This window comes from Bradyrhizobium sp. cf659 (assembly GCF_900113725.1).
Lineage (GTDB): Bacteria > Pseudomonadota > Alphaproteobacteria > Rhizobiales > Xanthobacteraceae > Bradyrhizobium.
On sequence record NZ_FOQJ01000012.1, the window covers coordinates 1 to 15,673 of the forward strand.

Annotated in this window: 16 protein-coding genes and 1 pseudogene; 5 read left to right on the forward strand and 12 right to left on the reverse strand. The window is 63.3% G+C overall.

The annotated features are described in order from the left end of the window. A pseudogene (locus tag BM118_RS33035) lies at positions 1-1,169 on the reverse strand (hypothetical protein); the annotation flags it as partial. A gap of 512 nt (positions 1,170-1,681) precedes the next feature. Here BM118_RS33035 and BM118_RS33040 point away from each other — a divergent pair. Both BM118_RS33040 and BM118_RS41880 read left to right on the forward strand, forming a co-directional pair. Next, the gene (locus BM118_RS33040) at positions 1,682-2,773 is read left to right on the forward strand and encodes a helix-turn-helix domain-containing protein (protein ID WP_092191164.1); all 1,092 of its coding nucleotides are present in this window, start codon (positions 1,682-1,684) and stop codon (positions 2,771-2,773) included. A 42-nt stretch (positions 2,774-2,815) separates the two neighbouring features. After that, the gene (locus BM118_RS41880; RefSeq protein WP_244550290.1) at positions 2,816-3,259 is read left to right on the forward strand and encodes a hypothetical protein; all 444 of its coding nucleotides are present in this window, start codon (positions 2,816-2,818) and stop codon (positions 3,257-3,259) included. A 52-nt stretch (positions 3,260-3,311) separates the two neighbouring features. Here BM118_RS41880 and BM118_RS33050 read toward each other — a convergent pair whose 3' ends face one another. Next, entirely contained in the window at positions 3,312-3,569 is a 258-nt protein-coding gene (locus BM118_RS33050) for a hypothetical protein (protein ID WP_092191582.1), read from the reverse strand. Positions 3,570-3,716: 147 nt separating this feature from the next. Here BM118_RS33050 and BM118_RS33055 point away from each other — a divergent pair, with 147 nt between their 5' ends. Next, entirely contained in the window at positions 3,717-4,115 is a 399-nt protein-coding gene (locus tag BM118_RS33055; protein WP_177234915.1) for a hypothetical protein, read from the forward strand. A gap of 82 nt (positions 4,116-4,197) precedes the next feature. After that, complete coding sequence (locus BM118_RS42615; protein ID WP_271566199.1) at positions 4,198-4,320, forward strand: hypothetical protein; 123 nt, start codon at positions 4,198-4,200, stop codon at positions 4,318-4,320. A gap of 17 nt (positions 4,321-4,337) precedes the next feature. Here the strand turns inward: BM118_RS42615 and BM118_RS33060 are convergent, their stop codons facing one another. From BM118_RS33060 to BM118_RS33110, 10 genes are all read right to left on the reverse strand, one after another. Then, positions 4,338-5,351 (reverse strand): formate dehydrogenase subunit gamma, encoded by a 1,014-nt coding sequence (locus BM118_RS33060; protein WP_092191170.1) that lies wholly within the window; start codon positions 5,349-5,351, stop codon positions 4,338-4,340. A 43-nt stretch (positions 5,352-5,394) separates the two neighbouring features. Next, the gene (fdh3B, locus tag BM118_RS33065; RefSeq protein ID WP_011088224.1) at positions 5,395-5,991 is read right to left on the reverse strand and encodes a formate dehydrogenase FDH3 subunit beta; all 597 of its coding nucleotides are present in this window, start codon (positions 5,989-5,991) and stop codon (positions 5,395-5,397) included. Positions 5,992-6,003: 12 nt separating this feature from the next. After that, entirely contained in the window at positions 6,004-8,946 is a 2,943-nt protein-coding gene (locus BM118_RS41885; RefSeq protein WP_177234916.1) for a formate dehydrogenase subunit alpha, read from the reverse strand. A 2-nt stretch (positions 8,947-8,948) separates the two neighbouring features. Next, the gene (locus BM118_RS33080) at positions 8,949-9,167 is read right to left on the reverse strand and encodes a twin-arginine translocation signal domain-containing protein (RefSeq protein ID WP_092191174.1); all 219 of its coding nucleotides are present in this window, start codon (positions 9,165-9,167) and stop codon (positions 8,949-8,951) included. 29 nt (positions 9,168-9,196) lie between these two features. After that, positions 9,197-9,976 carry a molecular chaperone TorD family protein gene (locus tag BM118_RS33085; RefSeq protein ID WP_092191176.1) on the reverse strand — a complete coding sequence of 260 codons (780 nt, stop codon included), beginning with the start codon at positions 9,974-9,976 and terminating at the stop codon, positions 9,197-9,199. A 131-nt stretch (positions 9,977-10,107) separates the two neighbouring features. Beyond that, positions 10,108-10,734 carry a DUF3306 domain-containing protein gene (locus BM118_RS33090; RefSeq protein ID WP_092191178.1) on the reverse strand — a complete coding sequence of 209 codons (627 nt, stop codon included), beginning with the start codon at positions 10,732-10,734 and terminating at the stop codon, positions 10,108-10,110. Continuing rightward, complete coding sequence (locus tag BM118_RS33095) at positions 10,731-11,246, reverse strand: DUF3305 domain-containing protein (protein WP_092191180.1); 516 nt, start codon at positions 11,244-11,246, stop codon at positions 10,731-10,733. Before BM118_RS33095 ends, BM118_RS33090 begins: the two co-directional genes overlap by 4 nt. Beyond that, positions 11,243-12,250 carry a DUF6352 family protein gene (locus tag BM118_RS33100; RefSeq protein ID WP_092191182.1) on the reverse strand — a complete coding sequence of 336 codons (1,008 nt, stop codon included), beginning with the start codon at positions 12,248-12,250 and terminating at the stop codon, positions 11,243-11,245. The genes BM118_RS33095 and BM118_RS33100 overlap by 4 nt, the downstream gene beginning before the upstream one ends. Next, complete coding sequence (locus tag BM118_RS33105; RefSeq protein WP_092191184.1) at positions 12,247-12,786, reverse strand: DUF6505 family protein; 540 nt, start codon at positions 12,784-12,786, stop codon at positions 12,247-12,249. Before BM118_RS33105 ends, BM118_RS33100 begins: the two co-directional genes overlap by 4 nt. A gap of 8 nt (positions 12,787-12,794) precedes the next feature. Then, positions 12,795-13,637, reverse strand: coding sequence for a biotin/lipoate--protein ligase family protein (locus BM118_RS33110; protein ID WP_092191186.1), 843 nt, complete (start codon positions 13,635-13,637; stop codon positions 12,795-12,797). Between the two features lie 64 nt (positions 13,638-13,701). Between BM118_RS33110 and BM118_RS33115 the strand changes: the two genes are divergently transcribed. Continuing rightward, positions 13,702-15,672 carry a 4Fe-4S binding protein gene (locus tag BM118_RS33115; RefSeq protein ID WP_092191188.1) on the forward strand — a complete coding sequence of 657 codons (1,971 nt, stop codon included), beginning with the start codon at positions 13,702-13,704 and terminating at the stop codon, positions 15,670-15,672. Position 15,673: the final 1 nt, after the last annotated feature.

Genomic DNA, 15,673 nt, shown 5'->3' on the forward strand with positions numbered 1-15,673 from the left:
TTCTCCGCAACCGAGGCCTGGTTGCTGACGCCGAGCGAGGCCGGCTGCTCGTTCACGTCGGTGACGTTGATTGTCACGTCGGTCGTGGCTTCCTTGAAGCCGTCGCTGGCGTGAACGGTAATCTTGTAGGCATTGTCGTGATTTTGGTCGGCCGCGGCCTCGAAGTTGGGCGAGGCCTTGAAGGTCACGGCGCCGGTCGCGGAAATATCGAAAAGGGCGGCATCATCGCCGGTCAATGTAAAGTGAAGCGTATCATTCTCGGGATCTGTGGCGAGTGTCTGATACACGACGTTCGCAGCAACAGTGTTTTCCTTTTCGGACCCGGAAGACCCCGACGTGATGATCGGCGCAGAGTTATCCCTGACACCATTCACATCGCCCAGCGCAGCGTTGTCGATCTGGATCTTGATATCCGCTTTGCCGTCGCCAGTCGTGTCGACATAGAGGAAATGCGTGTTGCCGTTACTGTCTGCCTTGTCGGTCCAGACGCTGTGCGCGAGAGCGGAATTGGCCACACCCGACTGCGCATCACTCTGAACCGCCCCTCGCCAGACCAGATGATTCGGACCAGATCCGGTGAGCTGTGTCGTCCCGCCGGCCCCAACCTGGGTGTCCGCGAGCACCGTGAAATCGATCTTGTCCTTGCCGTGCTCGAAGTTCTGGATGATGTCCCAACCATTCGGCGAACTCACCGGAGCGGGCCCACCAGCTGCGTAGGGAGAATCGACCGCACCGCGGTAAAGGAAAATATCGGTGCCGACGAGCTTGTTGCCATCGATTCCACCGTACAGCACGTCGCCACCGTTGCCGCCGACGAGCGTCGTTGTGCCCTTGCCGCCGTGCAGAATGTCGGAACCGTTGTTTCCGTCCAGGTAGACGTTTCCGCTACCGGCCCACAGAATATCCTTGCCGTTGCCGCCGAAGTAGGCGTCGTTGCCCGAGCCCTTGCTGCCGTCGATCGTGTCTCCGGCATTGTTCGCGTAGACGATCGTGGCCTTGTCGTCGTTGTCTGCGATGGCCTGGCTTTGATTGCCCGTGATGGTCTTCGTGGTAACGCCGGCATCGTAGTTGGAGACTGTTTCGGTGCCGTCGCTGTACACGGTGATCAGAACAGTGCCGACATTGTAGGAATAAAGTATGGCCTTGTTGCCGGGGTTGTTGCTGGGCATATCAAAAGACTCCGCTAAAATAAGGTCGCGTCAGACGCAACAGCGACGTTCCAAAGTCATTCCAATTGCAAAGAAGGCAGTTCGGTCATCGACCAGCGGGCGCGCCATTGCGCCAGCGGCGTTTCACGCCGTTGGGACTACGTGATGGATGGATGCGAGTGACGCCCGGGAGCGGGTGGCCTGCAAATCAGGCCTCCAGGACGTCTCGATTCAAAAAACACTCAGCCCCTCAGCAAAGCGCCTTAACCAATTATTAGGCAAAGGCTATCGTGCACGTTCGCGTTGAGGCAATAGTTTGAAAGTCGGACGTCGCGATTTTGTTCGCTCAAAAAGACACGCTTCGCTCAACGCTGAGCGGCTCATTGCAGCACCCCAATACCAATTTCTGTTAAACCGCATTATGGTACCGCCGTGATTCTGGCTCGAAAAAAACGCACTTATTCCCTCGTCCGCATCGCGATTCACGCAGAGCGTGCGCCAGGCAGGCGCGCAAAGAGAAGCAGCGCGCCGACATGAGCAAGCCGGAGAATCTCGACGGAATGCCAAGATTGCTGCTGGATGGGATCTCGATCGGCGCCCTGCTGTTCGACCCTCATTCAGGCCGCATCGCATGTGCAAACGACGCAGTGCAAAAAACTCTGAATTATGGTGCGGAGGAACTACCTCAGCTTTCGCTGCACAATCTCGTACATCCCGAACACCGCGACGTGTGGTTCGCGAGCCTGAGAAGCCTGTTGAACAGGATGTCCGATCAATGCCGCTTCGATGCCAGGTACCTGACGAAGGACGGTCGTTTCGTGCGCATGAGGACTGTGCAGTCCGGCATCAGGGGTGAATGCGGTGCAGTGGAGTGGATCAGTTGTCTGCTCGAGGAAGCCCCTGCGAAACCGGACGAAGCCGCCTGCACCCCGGCAGGCGTCACGATCTGGCGCTGGCGCGTTCCCGAGCAGCCCGATGGAGCGGGTGCATATAGCGTGCTGGCTGGACCGGTGCCGGCCTCGCCCGAGGCCACCATCGAAACGCTGACCAAGATGATCCATCCCGACGATCTCGATCAGGTGCGAGGCCTGCTGCGGCGCGGGCTCAGCGGGGCGGCAGGCATGCTCGCATGCCGGCAGCTCGACGGCGATGGCCGTGTGCGCTGGACCCAGCAGGCGGTGAACCCGGTGAGCGAAAGCCGCGGGCAGGTGACGCACTTGATCGGAATAAGCGTCGATATCACCGAAAGACGAGGACGCAACGAGACGTCCGAGAACATGCTTCGCTTCATCCAGCACCTGCAAACCCATTGGAACAGGCCGCTGGTCATCGCCGACGTCGCCCGCCAGCACGGCGTCAGCCTGCGCACCGTTCAGAAGCATTTTGCTTTGCGCGGGATTACGGCTGCTGATTTTCTGAAGCGCATCCGCCTCGTTCATGCCTACGACATGCTGGAAGAGGCCGGTTCGCGGACGACCGTCACCAAGGTCTGCGCGAAATGCGGCTTTGGCAATCTCGGTCACTTTGCGCGTGACTACCGCAGCGAGTTCGGCGAATTGCCCTCCGACACGCTGCTGCGGGCCAAGATGCACCACCGCACCCTGTCACGGGAAAGCAACAGATGAGCGCCAAGCACGCCCCGACGGCATCGTGGGAGACACTGCGGTTTGACGCTGTTGGTGATTTTTGCTCTGTTAGCCGGTGATTTTAAGAATCCATTGGGGGCAACGATGCGCAATTTGATGGCCAAGGGTCTCGCGGCAGCCATTGTCATGGGAGGCGGCTTGGCCGGCAATCCTGGCGCGGCCGCCGCCGCCGACATGGCGCTGCGGGCTTCACCGGGCGCGATCGGCAGCTGCTCGGAACTCGTCTTCAGCTGCGAAAACGGCAGGCAATACCCCCTGTGCCCGATCGCGGTGTCCGTTGCCGGTGAGGTTGTGACGGCATCGCTGCATACGGGCCACTCCGGCGGCGTGCGTGTGCGTCTGGTCCCGATGGGAGTCGGATATCGCTATGCCGGTCCCGGCGTCTGGGTCGACGGCTTCCGCGGCAATGCCTTGCTCAATTTCGGCAAGCACAGCCAGATCGCCTGCACGATCGAGAACTACTGATCGACAGGACCGAGCGGCGCCTCCGCAAGGCGCCGCGCATCGGCCCCGCCCGTCACCCCTTCGCGCGAACGACCACTGCCCGCGCTCGCGGGTACATGTAAGCCTTGGGACGGACGTAGACCGGACAATAATTGTCCCACTGGTATTGCTGCCAATTCCATTTCCAGCAGCCGGCCGCGATCTCGGGATCGGGATACCAGTTCAGGCGATACGGTTCATCGCCGAAAGGGTACGGCCTCACCTGCGCGCTGGCGGGCAATGCATACAAACAGACGGCAGTTGCGATCGCAACAAGACATGACTTGTACATGACTTTCTCCGAATATGTCGGCATAGTGTCAAACCGATAGGTCGGGATCAAGCTCGGAAACCTCGGTCAGTCCCGGCACTCCCCTCCTCGGCCAGCGGCCAGCCACGAGGCCATTCGCCTGGTGCCCGGGCCTCTTTTGGAAGTTTGTTGACCGGACGCGCCGATCGCGAGCGTTCGGAGCATTGCATTCGAAGTGATTTACCCGCCAGCCCTACGACACAAGCATTGTTCATGAAACAATCTATTTCCCTCAATGCGAAGCTTCGGTGGCCGGACGTCAAGGACCACTACGTCGTCATCTATGAGGGGCATGTGATCGGCAACGTCCATCGGTCCGGAGACAGCTGGGCCTGGTCGATCAGCGTCCCCATGGGCTTGCCTGACTGGTCGGTCGGGAACGCTTCCAGTCTGCACGAAGGCATCAAGACACTCGGTAACGCCTGGGCCGGCATATTGAAGTCGACAAGCGCCGAGCGCCTGCAGCGGGCGTGGGATCTGGAACGAGCTGCGGAAAGCCGAAACACCGGCTTCGCATCCAACATCTAGCTGCGGCCCGCGTTGACCTGCCTAAGCGCAGCGTTTATTCGCGGCCAGAAGTCCTGTATAACGCTCGTGAGGAGGAATCGCGATGAAAGCTTTCATCCTTGCCTGTGTTGCGACGATCGTAATCACGGTGGCTGGAGTTGCCGTGCTCGACAGCGTACAGCAACCCGTCGCAGAAGCGTTTGCGACGACGGGCGTGCGTCTTTAAGCAAGGCTCCGTCGGCTCTATTCGGCTGCGGACGCAGCCTGGCGAGGCCGCGGCTGAGAATCGTTCGGGCCGCTCCGTGCCAACTCCTGGTCGAGCCACAGGCTATGGTGCTCGCGCGCCCAGTTGACATCCACTTCACCTGATCCCATCGCCTCGAAAGCCCCCTCCATCCCGATTGTGCCGATGTAGATGTGAGCGAGCATCGCGGCGATAAACAGCACGGCCACGACGGAGTGAACGATCTGGGCAATCTGCATGCCCTCGATTCCCGTCGCGTAGAATGGGAACATCAGCTGATACCCGGTCGCGGCGACGAGGCCACCGCCGATCACAACAATCCAGTAGATCCCCTTTTGCCCCGCGTTGAAGCGGCGAGCCGGCGGATGATCGTGACCGATCAGGCCGCCTCCGCGCTTGATCCACTCCAGATCCACCTTGTCGGGGAAATTGCCGCCGATCCACATCAGAAAGATCAGCACGACGCCAATCGTGAAGGGAAAGCTCAGGTAATTGTGCGCGAATTTCGCCCATTGCGACCATTCAGAGAAGGCGTCAAATCCGATCAGCGGAAGCAGCAGCGGCCGCCCGAACGTGATGTTCAGTCCCGAGATCGCCAGGATCACGAAGCAGGTCGCGGTCATCCAGTGCACGCCGCGCTCAAAGGTGTTAAACCGTACGATGGTGCGGCCGGATCGTCCGCTTTCGAGGCGGATCATGCCGCGTGTCAAATAGAAGATCACCAGCACCGCCAGCATGCCGAGCACGGCAACGCCGCCGATCCACCGCAGCACGACGTTGCGGAATTCACGCCACTCGCGGCCAGCAGGTTGCATCAGCACGCTGGAGCGCTGGTCGGGGATGCTGACGCGTCCCTGGATCCGGTCCATCTCCTGCAGCAACTGGCGCTCGTTGACCGAGCTCGCCGTCGGATTGATCTGCTGGGCCAGCGACGGTGCCGGAGCCGCCATGATCAACAAAAGCAACGCCCACGCGCCGATGGCTGGTCGAATGAACCTTGCAAATGAGGACATGGACTCCTCCCCGGCATTTGTGCCGCGTCGCCCGCGGCCTGCTTCAGGACTCGATCGTCTCGCGATATGCAGTCTTCCAGCCCCAGGCTCCTGAGCCGTAGCCACGCTTCAGCACACGCTCCTTATAGATCTGGGCGATGATCTCGCCGTCGCCGGCGAGCAGCGACTTGGTCGAGCACATCTCGGCACACAGCGGCAGCTTGCCCTCGGCCAGGCGGTTCGCACCGTATTTCTCGTACTCCTCCTTGCTGCCATCGGCCTCGGGGCCGCCGGCGCAATAGGTACATTTGTCCATTTTTCCGCGCGAGCCGAAATTGCCGACCTTCGGATATTGCGGCGCGCCAAACGGACAGGCGTAGAAGCAGTAGCCGCAGCCGATGCAGAGATCCTTGGAGTGCAGGACCACGCCATCGGCGGTGGTATAGAAGCAGTTCACCGGGCACACCGCCGCGCACGGCGCATCCGTGCAGTGCATGCAGGCCATCGAGACCGATCGTTCGCCCGGCTTGCCATCGGCGATGGTGACGACCCTGCGGCGGTTGATGCCCCAGGGGACCTCGTGCTCGTTCTTGCAGGCCGTGACGCAGGCGTTGCACTCGATGCAACGGTCGGCGTCGCAGAGAAACTTCATACGTGCCATCGTCGTTGCTCCTTATGCCGCCGCGATCTGGCAGAGAGTGACCTTGGCCTCCTGCATATTCGTCGCGGGATCGTATCCGTAGGTGGTGATCGTGTTGGCGCTTTCACCGAGCACGATCGGGTCGGTGCCCTTCGGGTAGTTGCCGCGGAGATCCTTGCCCGCAAGCCAGCCACCGAAGTGGAAGGGCATCCAGGCAACCCCCTTGCCGACGCGCTCGGTGACGAGCGCCTTCATCCTCGCCCGGGAATTGTTCTCGGCACCCGTGACCCAGACCCAGCCGCCGTCCTTGACGCCGCGCTCGGCGGCGTCGGCAGGATTGATCTCGATAAACATGTCCTGCTGCAATTCGGCGAGCCACGGGTTGGTCCGGGTCTCCTCGCCGCCGCCCTCATATTCGACCAGCCGGCCGGACGACAGGATGAGCGGGAACTGTTTTGCAATTCCCTTCTCCACCGCAGCCTTCTGCACGGAGAAGCCGATATTGGGCATCCGGAACTGCTTGGCGTCGGGCAGCGTCGGGTATTTGGCGACGAGATCGACGCGCGGCGTGTAGATCGGCTCGCGGTGAACCGGGATGGGATCGGGCAAGCCGAAGGCATTCATGCGCGCCTTGCCGTTGCCATAGGGAACGCAGCCATGCGCCAGTGCGACGCGCTGGATGCCGCCCGACAGGTCGAGCGACCACGACACCGCGTCCGGAGTGGCGGGGTTGACCCTGTTGATCACGGCCATTTCCGCTTCGGTGAGCTCGGTGTCCCAGCCGAGCTTCTTCAAGCTCGCGAGCGTGAATTCCGGATAGCCGTCCTGGATGCCCGACCCCAGCGAGTATGAGCCGTCCGCGAGCAGGCTCACCTTACGCGTCGTGCCGTCCGGCAGCTTCTCCTCGCGCTCGATGCCGAACCGCGGCCGGAACGTGCCGCCGCCATCCATCACATGCAGATTGGTATTGTAGAGTAGCGGCGTTCCGGGATGCTTGACCTCCGGTGATCCCCAGCATGGCCAGGGCAGGCCGTAATAGTCGCCGCCGACCTCGGGATCGTCCTTCGGCGCGCGCATGGTCAGCATGTCGAACTTCGCCTGGTTCTTCATGTGCGCCTTGAGGCGCTCGGGCGATTGCCCGCAATAGCCGGTCGACCAGCTGCCGCGGTTCATCTCGCGAAGCACATCCTCCGCTTCAGGAAGATTGTTCTCGACCTTGATCTTCTTGAACATTTGGTCGGCGAAGCCGAACTTCTTGGCCAGGCGGTAGATGATTTCGAGATCATCCTTCGACTCGAACACCGGCTTCACGATCTGCTCGCCCCATTGCAGCGAGCGGTTGGAGGCGACCCGCGAGCCCTTGCACTCGAATTGGGTGGCGACCGGGAGAATGTAGACGCCATCCTTGCGCCCCGCCTCGACTGCGAGCGAGGCCCAGGTCGTCGGATGCGGATCGGCGATGACGAGCAGCTCCAGCGCCTTCAGGCCATTGAGGGATTCAGGGATACGGGTGATGCTGTTGGAGGCGTGTCCCTGCACGAACACCGCCTTCACGCTGTCCTTCTGCGCGACCTGATCCTTCGGCAGCGTCACCGCCTCGAACCAGCGGGTCAGCGGAATGCCGGGGGTTTCCATGATCTGCTTGGAATCGAACCGCGACTTCAGGAAGTCATAGTCGACCTCCCAAACCCGCGACCAATGCTTCCAGGCGCCCTCGGCGAGACCGTAGTAGAACGGCAGCGTGACGATATCGAGCCCGACGTCGGTCGCGCCCTGCACGTTGTCATGGCCGCGGAAGATGTTGGCTCCCATGCCCGCGCCGCCGACATTGCCGGTCATCAGCAGCAGGATGCAACTGGCACGCACGTTGGCGGTGCCGACGGTCTTCTGGGTCTGGCCCATGGCCCAGATCAGCGTGGCCGGCTTCTCGGTGGCAAACATCTTGGCGACGCGCTTGAGCTGCTCGCCGGGAATGCCGGTGACGCGCTCGACTTCTTCCGGATTCCACTTTTCCACTTCCTTGCGGAGATCGTCGAACCCGTAGACCCGCTGCCGGATGAACTCCCTGTCCTCCCAGCCGTTCTGGAGGATGTGCCACATCATGCCGTAAAGCACGGGGATGTCGGTGCCCGGCCGCATCCGCACGTACTCCGTCGCGTGCGCGGCGGTGCGCGTCAGGCGCGGATCGATGACGACGAAGTTGGCCTTTTGCAGTTCCTTGCCCTCGAGCAGGTGCTGCAGCGAGACCGGATGCGCCTCTGCCGGATTGCCGCCCAGGATGACCTGCGTCTTCGCATTGCGGATATCATTGTAGCTGTTGGTCATCGCGCCGTAGCCCCAGGTGTTGGCGACGCCGGTGACGGTGGTCGAATGGCAGATGCGGGCCTGGTGATCGGTGTTGTTGGTTCCCCAGAATGCGCCAAGCTTGCGGAACAGGTAGGCGCCTTCATTGGTCATCTTGGCCGAGCCAAGCCAATAGACGGAATCGGGGCCCGACTTCTCACGTACGGTTTGAAGTTTGTCGCCGATCTCGTTGATTGCGGTATCCCAGGACACGCGGGTCCACTGCCCTCCGACGAGCTTCATCGGATAGCGCAGCCGTCGCTCGCTGTGCACGAGCTCGCGCACGGATGCGCCCTTGGCACAATGCGAGCCGCGATTGATCGGAGAATCCCAGCTCGGTTCCTGGCCGATCCATACCCCGTTCAGGACCTCGGCCGTCACCGTGCACCCAACCGAGCAATGCGTGCAGATGCTCTTGCGGACGCTCGCACCTGCGGTGAGCGGACCGGCCATCGCCGCCGCCGCCTTGCGCACGCCGCCGACCGGCAGCGTGCCGAGCGCGGCAAGCGCGCCACCGGCGAGACCGGATTTGCGCAAGAAGCTGCGGCGGTCGAGACCGCCGGCCTGCCCCGCAAGGGACTCGGCAACGGAACCATGGCGCAGGGAACGGTGGTTTGCTCGCTTGATCAGCACGGTCAACCTCCCTTAGCCGGATAACGATTGACGCGATAGAAGGCCTTGACGTGATCGGTTTCCTTGTAGCGCGCCTTGCGCTTCTCATCGTTGGTTTCGCTATCAGCCTGCGCAGACCCGACCAGCGGTGTCGCGAGCGTCGCACCGGCGCCCACCGTGCCGGCGCCGACCTTGCGCAGGAAATCGCGGCGCCCGACTGTGGCTTTCCTGTCTTCACTCATCGCATCTCTCCTGGACCCGCCGGTGCAGGTCAGTTGGCGAACGTGAATGCCTCCGTCTCGATCTCGATAAAGGCGCGACCGAGCGCGCCGACCGCACGATAGAAGACGGCACTCTCCGCGCCCTCGATGTCGGCGAACAGCCGCCCTATCCAGGGCCCGACGTGTTTGTCAAAGAATGCGCGCTGCGCCTCGAACGACGCAGGGAAGCGGCCTCCCGCGAAACCTGCCATGATCTCGCACAGGATGGCGGCGTGATCTTCCGGCTCCGAATTATTCGCGGCGCGCTCGATCCCGGACGCGGCGAGATCGGCGCGCAGGCGCGACAGCGGCCGCTCGTTGAGAAATCCCGTCAGATAGTAGGAGGCATAGGGCAAGAGCTCGCCGCGGCCGAGACCGACGAACAGATCGAAATATTCGCGTTCGGCCTCTGCTGCGTCTGCATTGGCGGCGGCCGCGGCCAGCTCAGCATGCGCGCGCCCGAGTGGCGTCGCATCACCGGTCAATGCGGCCAGTTGATCGAGCAGCCTTCTTGACGGTGCTGCGGACAAGAGGGTCGCGAGCAGCAGATATTCCTGCGCACGCGCCGCATCGACGGGTTCAATCAGCCCTTCGGACAGAAGCGGCTCGCCGTACAGATCAGGCCGCAGGTCTTTGCGCGATACGCCGGTAGCCGCTTCGACCGCAATCACCCGTTGTGCGGGCACCTGGTTCCAGTTCGAAACGGAGGGTTGGCTGATGCCGATTTTGCGCGCAAGCCCAGCAACGCCGCCAGCGGCGTAAATGGCTCGCTCAAGGCCATCATCACGCACGTGGACCTCCCATCCAAGTCCCAGGTGCTGATTTTGCTTTTGCTACAAAGCACTAGACGAAGCGTAGTCCCGGCCCAACGGAGGGTCAATCGCCTCCCATAGTCCGAGGCTATGGCCTTTCGTCGGGGGCCCTAGCGGGGCAACGCGCCGCCATGCGTGCGGCGGGGAATCGACAGTTGTTCGCTTCCAGTGTTTTCGGCGATCGTTAGTTGCGTTGCAGCAGGAACAGGTGCGGGCTCGGTGGGCGCAGCTTCTTCGGCGACGATCTCGACATTCGGTCTCTCGACCTGGCGCAATTCCCGCGAAGAATCCGTGACTTCAACCGGAGTCTCAGACAGCGTCTCGACTGACTTGCCAAGGCCGCCGACGATTCTGTCCACGAACGCGGCCAGCTCTGCTTCCGAACAATCCAGCGGACCAAAGCCCGGCATCGCGGTCGGATCGTTGAAGTCCCATGCGCTTTCCGCAAGCCCCACGAAGTCGCGAATGGCGGGATCAGCGCTCCAGGCGCGACGAAGCGCCGCACGCGTCAGCTCCTGCGGAATCCCTTTGCGCAGGAACGCCTTGATGTCGGTCGCTGACGTGATCAAGTCGATCGAAGGCAGGCTCGAGAGGTCGAACTCCGCTTCGTCGTCCTTCGCGGCGGGCGGCGGTGCGGACTGCATGTCACCGCGCATTGCCGGATCGGATTGCGTCGGGTTCGCCTTGGCCTCCTGCTTGCGACGGGACCAGCGCGCCAGGAACCTATCCTCACTCATTCGTGTCCGCCTTCATGCTGCCGGCGCGCCAGCGCCTCCGGATCGGCCTTCCGCCGCTTGCGTTTGAAGAACTCCCGTTCGACGTGGTGCTCGGCAACGAAGCTTTCAATCTGCTCACGCAGCAATTCCGGCATGGGGACGGCCTCGACCAGATTCGCACCGGCCTCCGTGAACGCCTCGCCTTCCGCAGGATCGGCGGTGGCGGCAGCCACCGAATAAGGCCAGGCGCCTTCCGCAGGCGACAACACTGTCCAGATGCTCGGACTGCCCGAAGCGAGATTGTCGCGATAGCGCGCCGTCTCGGAACTGTAGAGATCAACCGCAGCACTGCCCGCATAGAACAGCGTACCACCGCCCTCTTCGCGGAGCACCGTCCAAGGCTTCGTGTCGGGCTCGTCCGGCAGCACGGCGACAGCGCGCCAGACAAAGTCGGTCCACGGCGAGTCCGCCTTGTACCGCCCGACCACGATACCGACGGGGATGCGCACAAGCGGCAGCGCAGCCGGGCTCATGTCACCCTCTCCAGGTGTTTGATCGGCAGCCCCGTCAGCAAATTCTGCGGCTTCATCCGGAGCTTCTGTTCGGAGTTCATCGACAGGAAGAGATAGACCGGCTCGCCCTGCATCTCGTCCGCGGCAACACTCGGGTCTGCAAACGTCAGACGGAACAATGAAAGCACGCGGCCGGCGCTGCGGTCGTCGAGTTGCTCGCCATGCCAGAGACGGTCGCCGAGCCTGGTCGCATCGGCGTCGAGCCCAACATACCAGGTGAGCCGCGCATCACGCAGTTCGCGCAGCGGCTCAATGCTGACGTCGATCCCGAGCAGATGGGAGATCCAGCGCGCCATCGCCTGCGCCAGCGCCCTCGGCCCGCGCCCGCCCGCGGTGAGATCGAAAGCCATGTCGAAATGGTCGCTTCGGTGCCAATAGTCGTCGGCGTTGCCCTCGCTCAAGACGTCCAGTTCGGCATCGGTCACGGCCCCCAGCATCGACATCAGCGAGAGCACCGGGGTCGGGCTCTGCCCACCGACGACCTCCTCATCGCCGAGCAGCAAGGCCCGTTCATGCGGCAGGATGCGCTGCGGGCGGAAGAACAGCTCGGCTGCGCGCAGCACGAACGGGTCATCGCAGCCGTCCAGCGCATTGCGCAGGATGACATGCACGAGTTGATTGACGAACAGCGGCGGCAATCCGTTTCCCCCCGACCGCACGGTTGCAAGATAGGCGGCCTCCAGGGTCGGATGCCGCACCAGGAGATCGCGAACGGCAAGCACGAGCCGCCAGTTCTCCCGGGCATCCGCATCGACAATCGCTGCGATCTCGTCCGCACTGACCGCCCGGCGGGGAGCGGCAAGCAGCTCGCGGTGCAGCCGCCGCTCGACCGGGCATGCTTCGTCCGGCGGAATCAGCTCGGGCCGGACAAAATAGACCTTCAGGAACTCGTCGGTGACGCAAAGCCCGCCGCCCGCCTCGCGATCGAGCAGATGGTGGCCGCACGCGATCCAGAAATCATTCATCGATGCCGCGGCTCCTGGCTCATGTCGGCAAGCCTGACATTGCTGTCGGGTTCGACATCATCCTCGACTTCCATGAACGAGAACGCTTTGCTGTGCCCCTGCCCTTGCCGCAGCTGCAGCCTGCGGAACGTCTCGCGGACTTCGCCGTCACTCACCGAGCGGTGGACGGCAATGAGCGAACTGATCGGATGCGTGCACAGCGACCGCACGAAGGCGACCTCCTCTTCGGCGGCCGTCCGCGCGGTTGCCGGATCCGGCGCGCCGAAACGATCGATGAGTTGCCCGGCGAGGAGCTCGACCAGCGCCCGGCAATCGCTCTCCGTTGCCGGCACAATCTGCACCAGCGTCGACCAGCCCCAGGACTGCACCCCGAGGAAGCCGCCGCGGAACGCCGCGCGCGCCTTGCCGCTCAACGTCGCCGGATCCTGGTCGCAGAAGCGGAACGCGCCGGAGACGGCCCATTCGCCGGGCTCTGCCGCCGCCTCGAACACGAAGGTGTCTGAGGGATCGAGCGCGATGGCGCGCAGCAGTTTCACGGCACTTGTCACGTCCTTGGCCCTCCGAGCTTCGGATCGAACCAGGATGGCTTGGCGAGCGCCTTGACGAGCTCGCTCCGCTCAACCTTGCCGGTACCGACGCGGCGCGTGAGGAGATCGCCGCTTTCGTCGATGCTCAGGACGGTTCGCCGCTCGCGGGGAACCCGGCTGAGATAATCGCGTGCGACGCTGTCAAAGCCATCGACCTGCCAACGATCAATCACCCGCATCAGGTGCCGTGCAAAACTCTCGGTCACCTGCGCGGCGCCCGCTTCGCCGAACCCCTCCTCATCCAGCGCGGACGCGAGCAGATGAACGCCGCCCCCTTGATCGGCCATTGCGACCGTCCGGATCATGGCGCCAAACACCAGCCACGCGGGCGGCTCATTCTCGCGCGCGGACGATGGCCACCCCATCCGCCCCCCGCCGACCAGTCCGCCGTCGATCTCGACGGAGCCGGGCCAGCCGATCGCAACCGTCTTGTTGGGCGGCGCATAGGCGCGAAGCGCGTCGGTGAGCGCGACCATGCCGGCGTAGAAAGCGCGCCGCGCGGTGCTCAAGAGTTCACCTGGCTCGAGCACCACGGCGAATTCGGCGAGATCGAACCGCCCGACGCACACCAGCGTGCCGGCGCCGCGCTCGGGTGCAATGCGGCAAGCGTGGGCAAAGGCGTCTCCGCTCTCACGCAACCGGACCAGCGTGAAGGGCGGCGGCAGTTGGATCGGTTCCACCAGGGAGACGTGGCTGGTTTGGGTCGACCGCAAGGCCTTCTTCCACTTTCCTTTTCTTCCCGATAGTGAAAATCTATATGAGGTGCAGGAATAGCGCGAGTCCGTAGACTGGCGCCGCACCGGCGGAGGGATTCACCTGGAGCAGCCAGCGAAGACCGTCCTGATCTGCTCGTGTGAAGACACGATGCGCCTCGACACGGCCGCGATCCGGCGTGGGTGCCCCAACTGTGAGATCAGAATCTTTCGCCATCTCTGCGGCGCGGAGCTCGACCATTTTCGCAACGCAGCAAAGGCGGATGGCCCGCTGACAGTCGCCTGCACGCAGCAGGCTGCGCAATTCACCCATGAGATCGGCGAACGCCCTGGCGGGATCACCTTTGTCAACATCCGCGAGACGGCAGGCTGGTCGCGCGACGGTGCGAATGCGGGCGCGAAGATGGCGGCGCTGCTTGCGGCGGCTGCAATTCCCGCACCGGACTTTCCGCTGGTCACATTGTCGAGTGACGGCATCATCCTGATCTATGGGCGCGACGAGGCCGCAACCGAAGCCGGGCGGCTGCTCGCAGACCATCTCGATGTCACGGTCATGCTCAAGCCGCCGACAGACGTTACGCCGCCTGCCGCGACAGTGTTCCCGATCGTAAAGGGCAAGATCCGCAACGCGCGGGGACATTTCGGTGCCTTCGAGCTCACGATCGACGACTACGCTCAACCGCGCCCCTCTTCGCGCGACCGCTTCGTGTTCGAGGCCCCGCGCAACGGGGTGACCTCGCGCTGCGATCTGGTGCTCGACCTCTCCGGCGAGCCACCGCTGTTTCCGGCGCACGACCTCAGGGACGGCTATCTCCGCGCCGATCCGAGAGATCCGGCGGCGGTGCTGCGCGCGGTGCTTGCCGCTCGCGATCTCGTCGGAAGTTTCGACAAGCCGAGATATGTCGACTTCACGCCCAGCCTCTGCGCGCATTCGCGCTCGAAGCTGACCGGATGCCATCGCTGCCTGGATCTTTGCCCGACCGGCGCGATTACGCCGGACGGCGACCATGTCGCCGTCAACGCAGAAGTCTGCGCAGGTTGTGGGCAATGCGCGGCCGCCTGCCCCACAGGAGCTGCATCCTATGCGCTGCCGCCCGCCGACACCCAGTTGCAGATCCTTCGCGCCATGCTGCTCGCCTATCGCGAAGCTGGCGGCACGCATCCGGTGCTGCTGCTGCATGACGGCCAGCACGGCACGCCGCTGATCGATGCGCTCGCCCGTCACGGCGACGGATTGCCAGCCAACGTGCTTCCCCTCGCCGTCAACGAGTTGACGCAGGTCGGCCTGGAGGCCGTTATCGGCGCATTCGCGTATGGCGCGGCGGCCGTGCGGTTTCTCCTGCGCGCCAAGCCGCGACACGGCGTGACCGGATTGTTGCAGACGATCGTCATGGCCAAGACCATTCTCGCCGGGCTCGGATTTGAGGGCCACCGCGTGACCGCGATCGAAACCGACGATCCCGACACGCTGGCTGACCAACTCACGGGGATTGGCCCCCTCGCCGGCCTCGAGATTCCTGCGACTTTCCGGACGGTCGGCAAGCGCGGCGATCTGCTTCGCTTTGGCCTGAGTGAATTGCATCGCCTTGCGCCCAAGCCGGTCGACGTGATCGCCTTGCCCGAGGGCGCACCGATCGGCGCGATCACCGTTGACGCCGGCGGTTGCACGCTGTGCCTGTCCTGTGTTTCGGCCTGCCCGACCGGCGCGCTTCGCGCCGATCCCGAGCGTCCCGTCCTCAAATTCGTGGAGGACGCCTGCGTGCAGTGCGGTCTGTGCCAGAGCACCTGTCCTGAGAAGGTCATCACGCTCACCCCGCAGATCGACTTCCGGGCAAGACGCGCGCAGGCGCAAGTGATCAAGGAAGAAGAACCGGCCCTGTGTGTCCGCTGCGGCACGCCCTTCGGCGTGAAGAGCACGATCGATCGGATCGCGACGAAGCTCGAGGGGCGCCATTGGATGTATCCCGCCGGGGACCGCCGGACCGAGGCCTTGCGGATGTGCGCCGATTGTCGCGTCATTGTCATGAGCGAACAGCAGTTCGATCCGATCCAGGACGTTCCGGAACGCGCGCCACCACGGACGACGGATGACTATCTGCGCCAACGCGAGAACAAGGAATAGC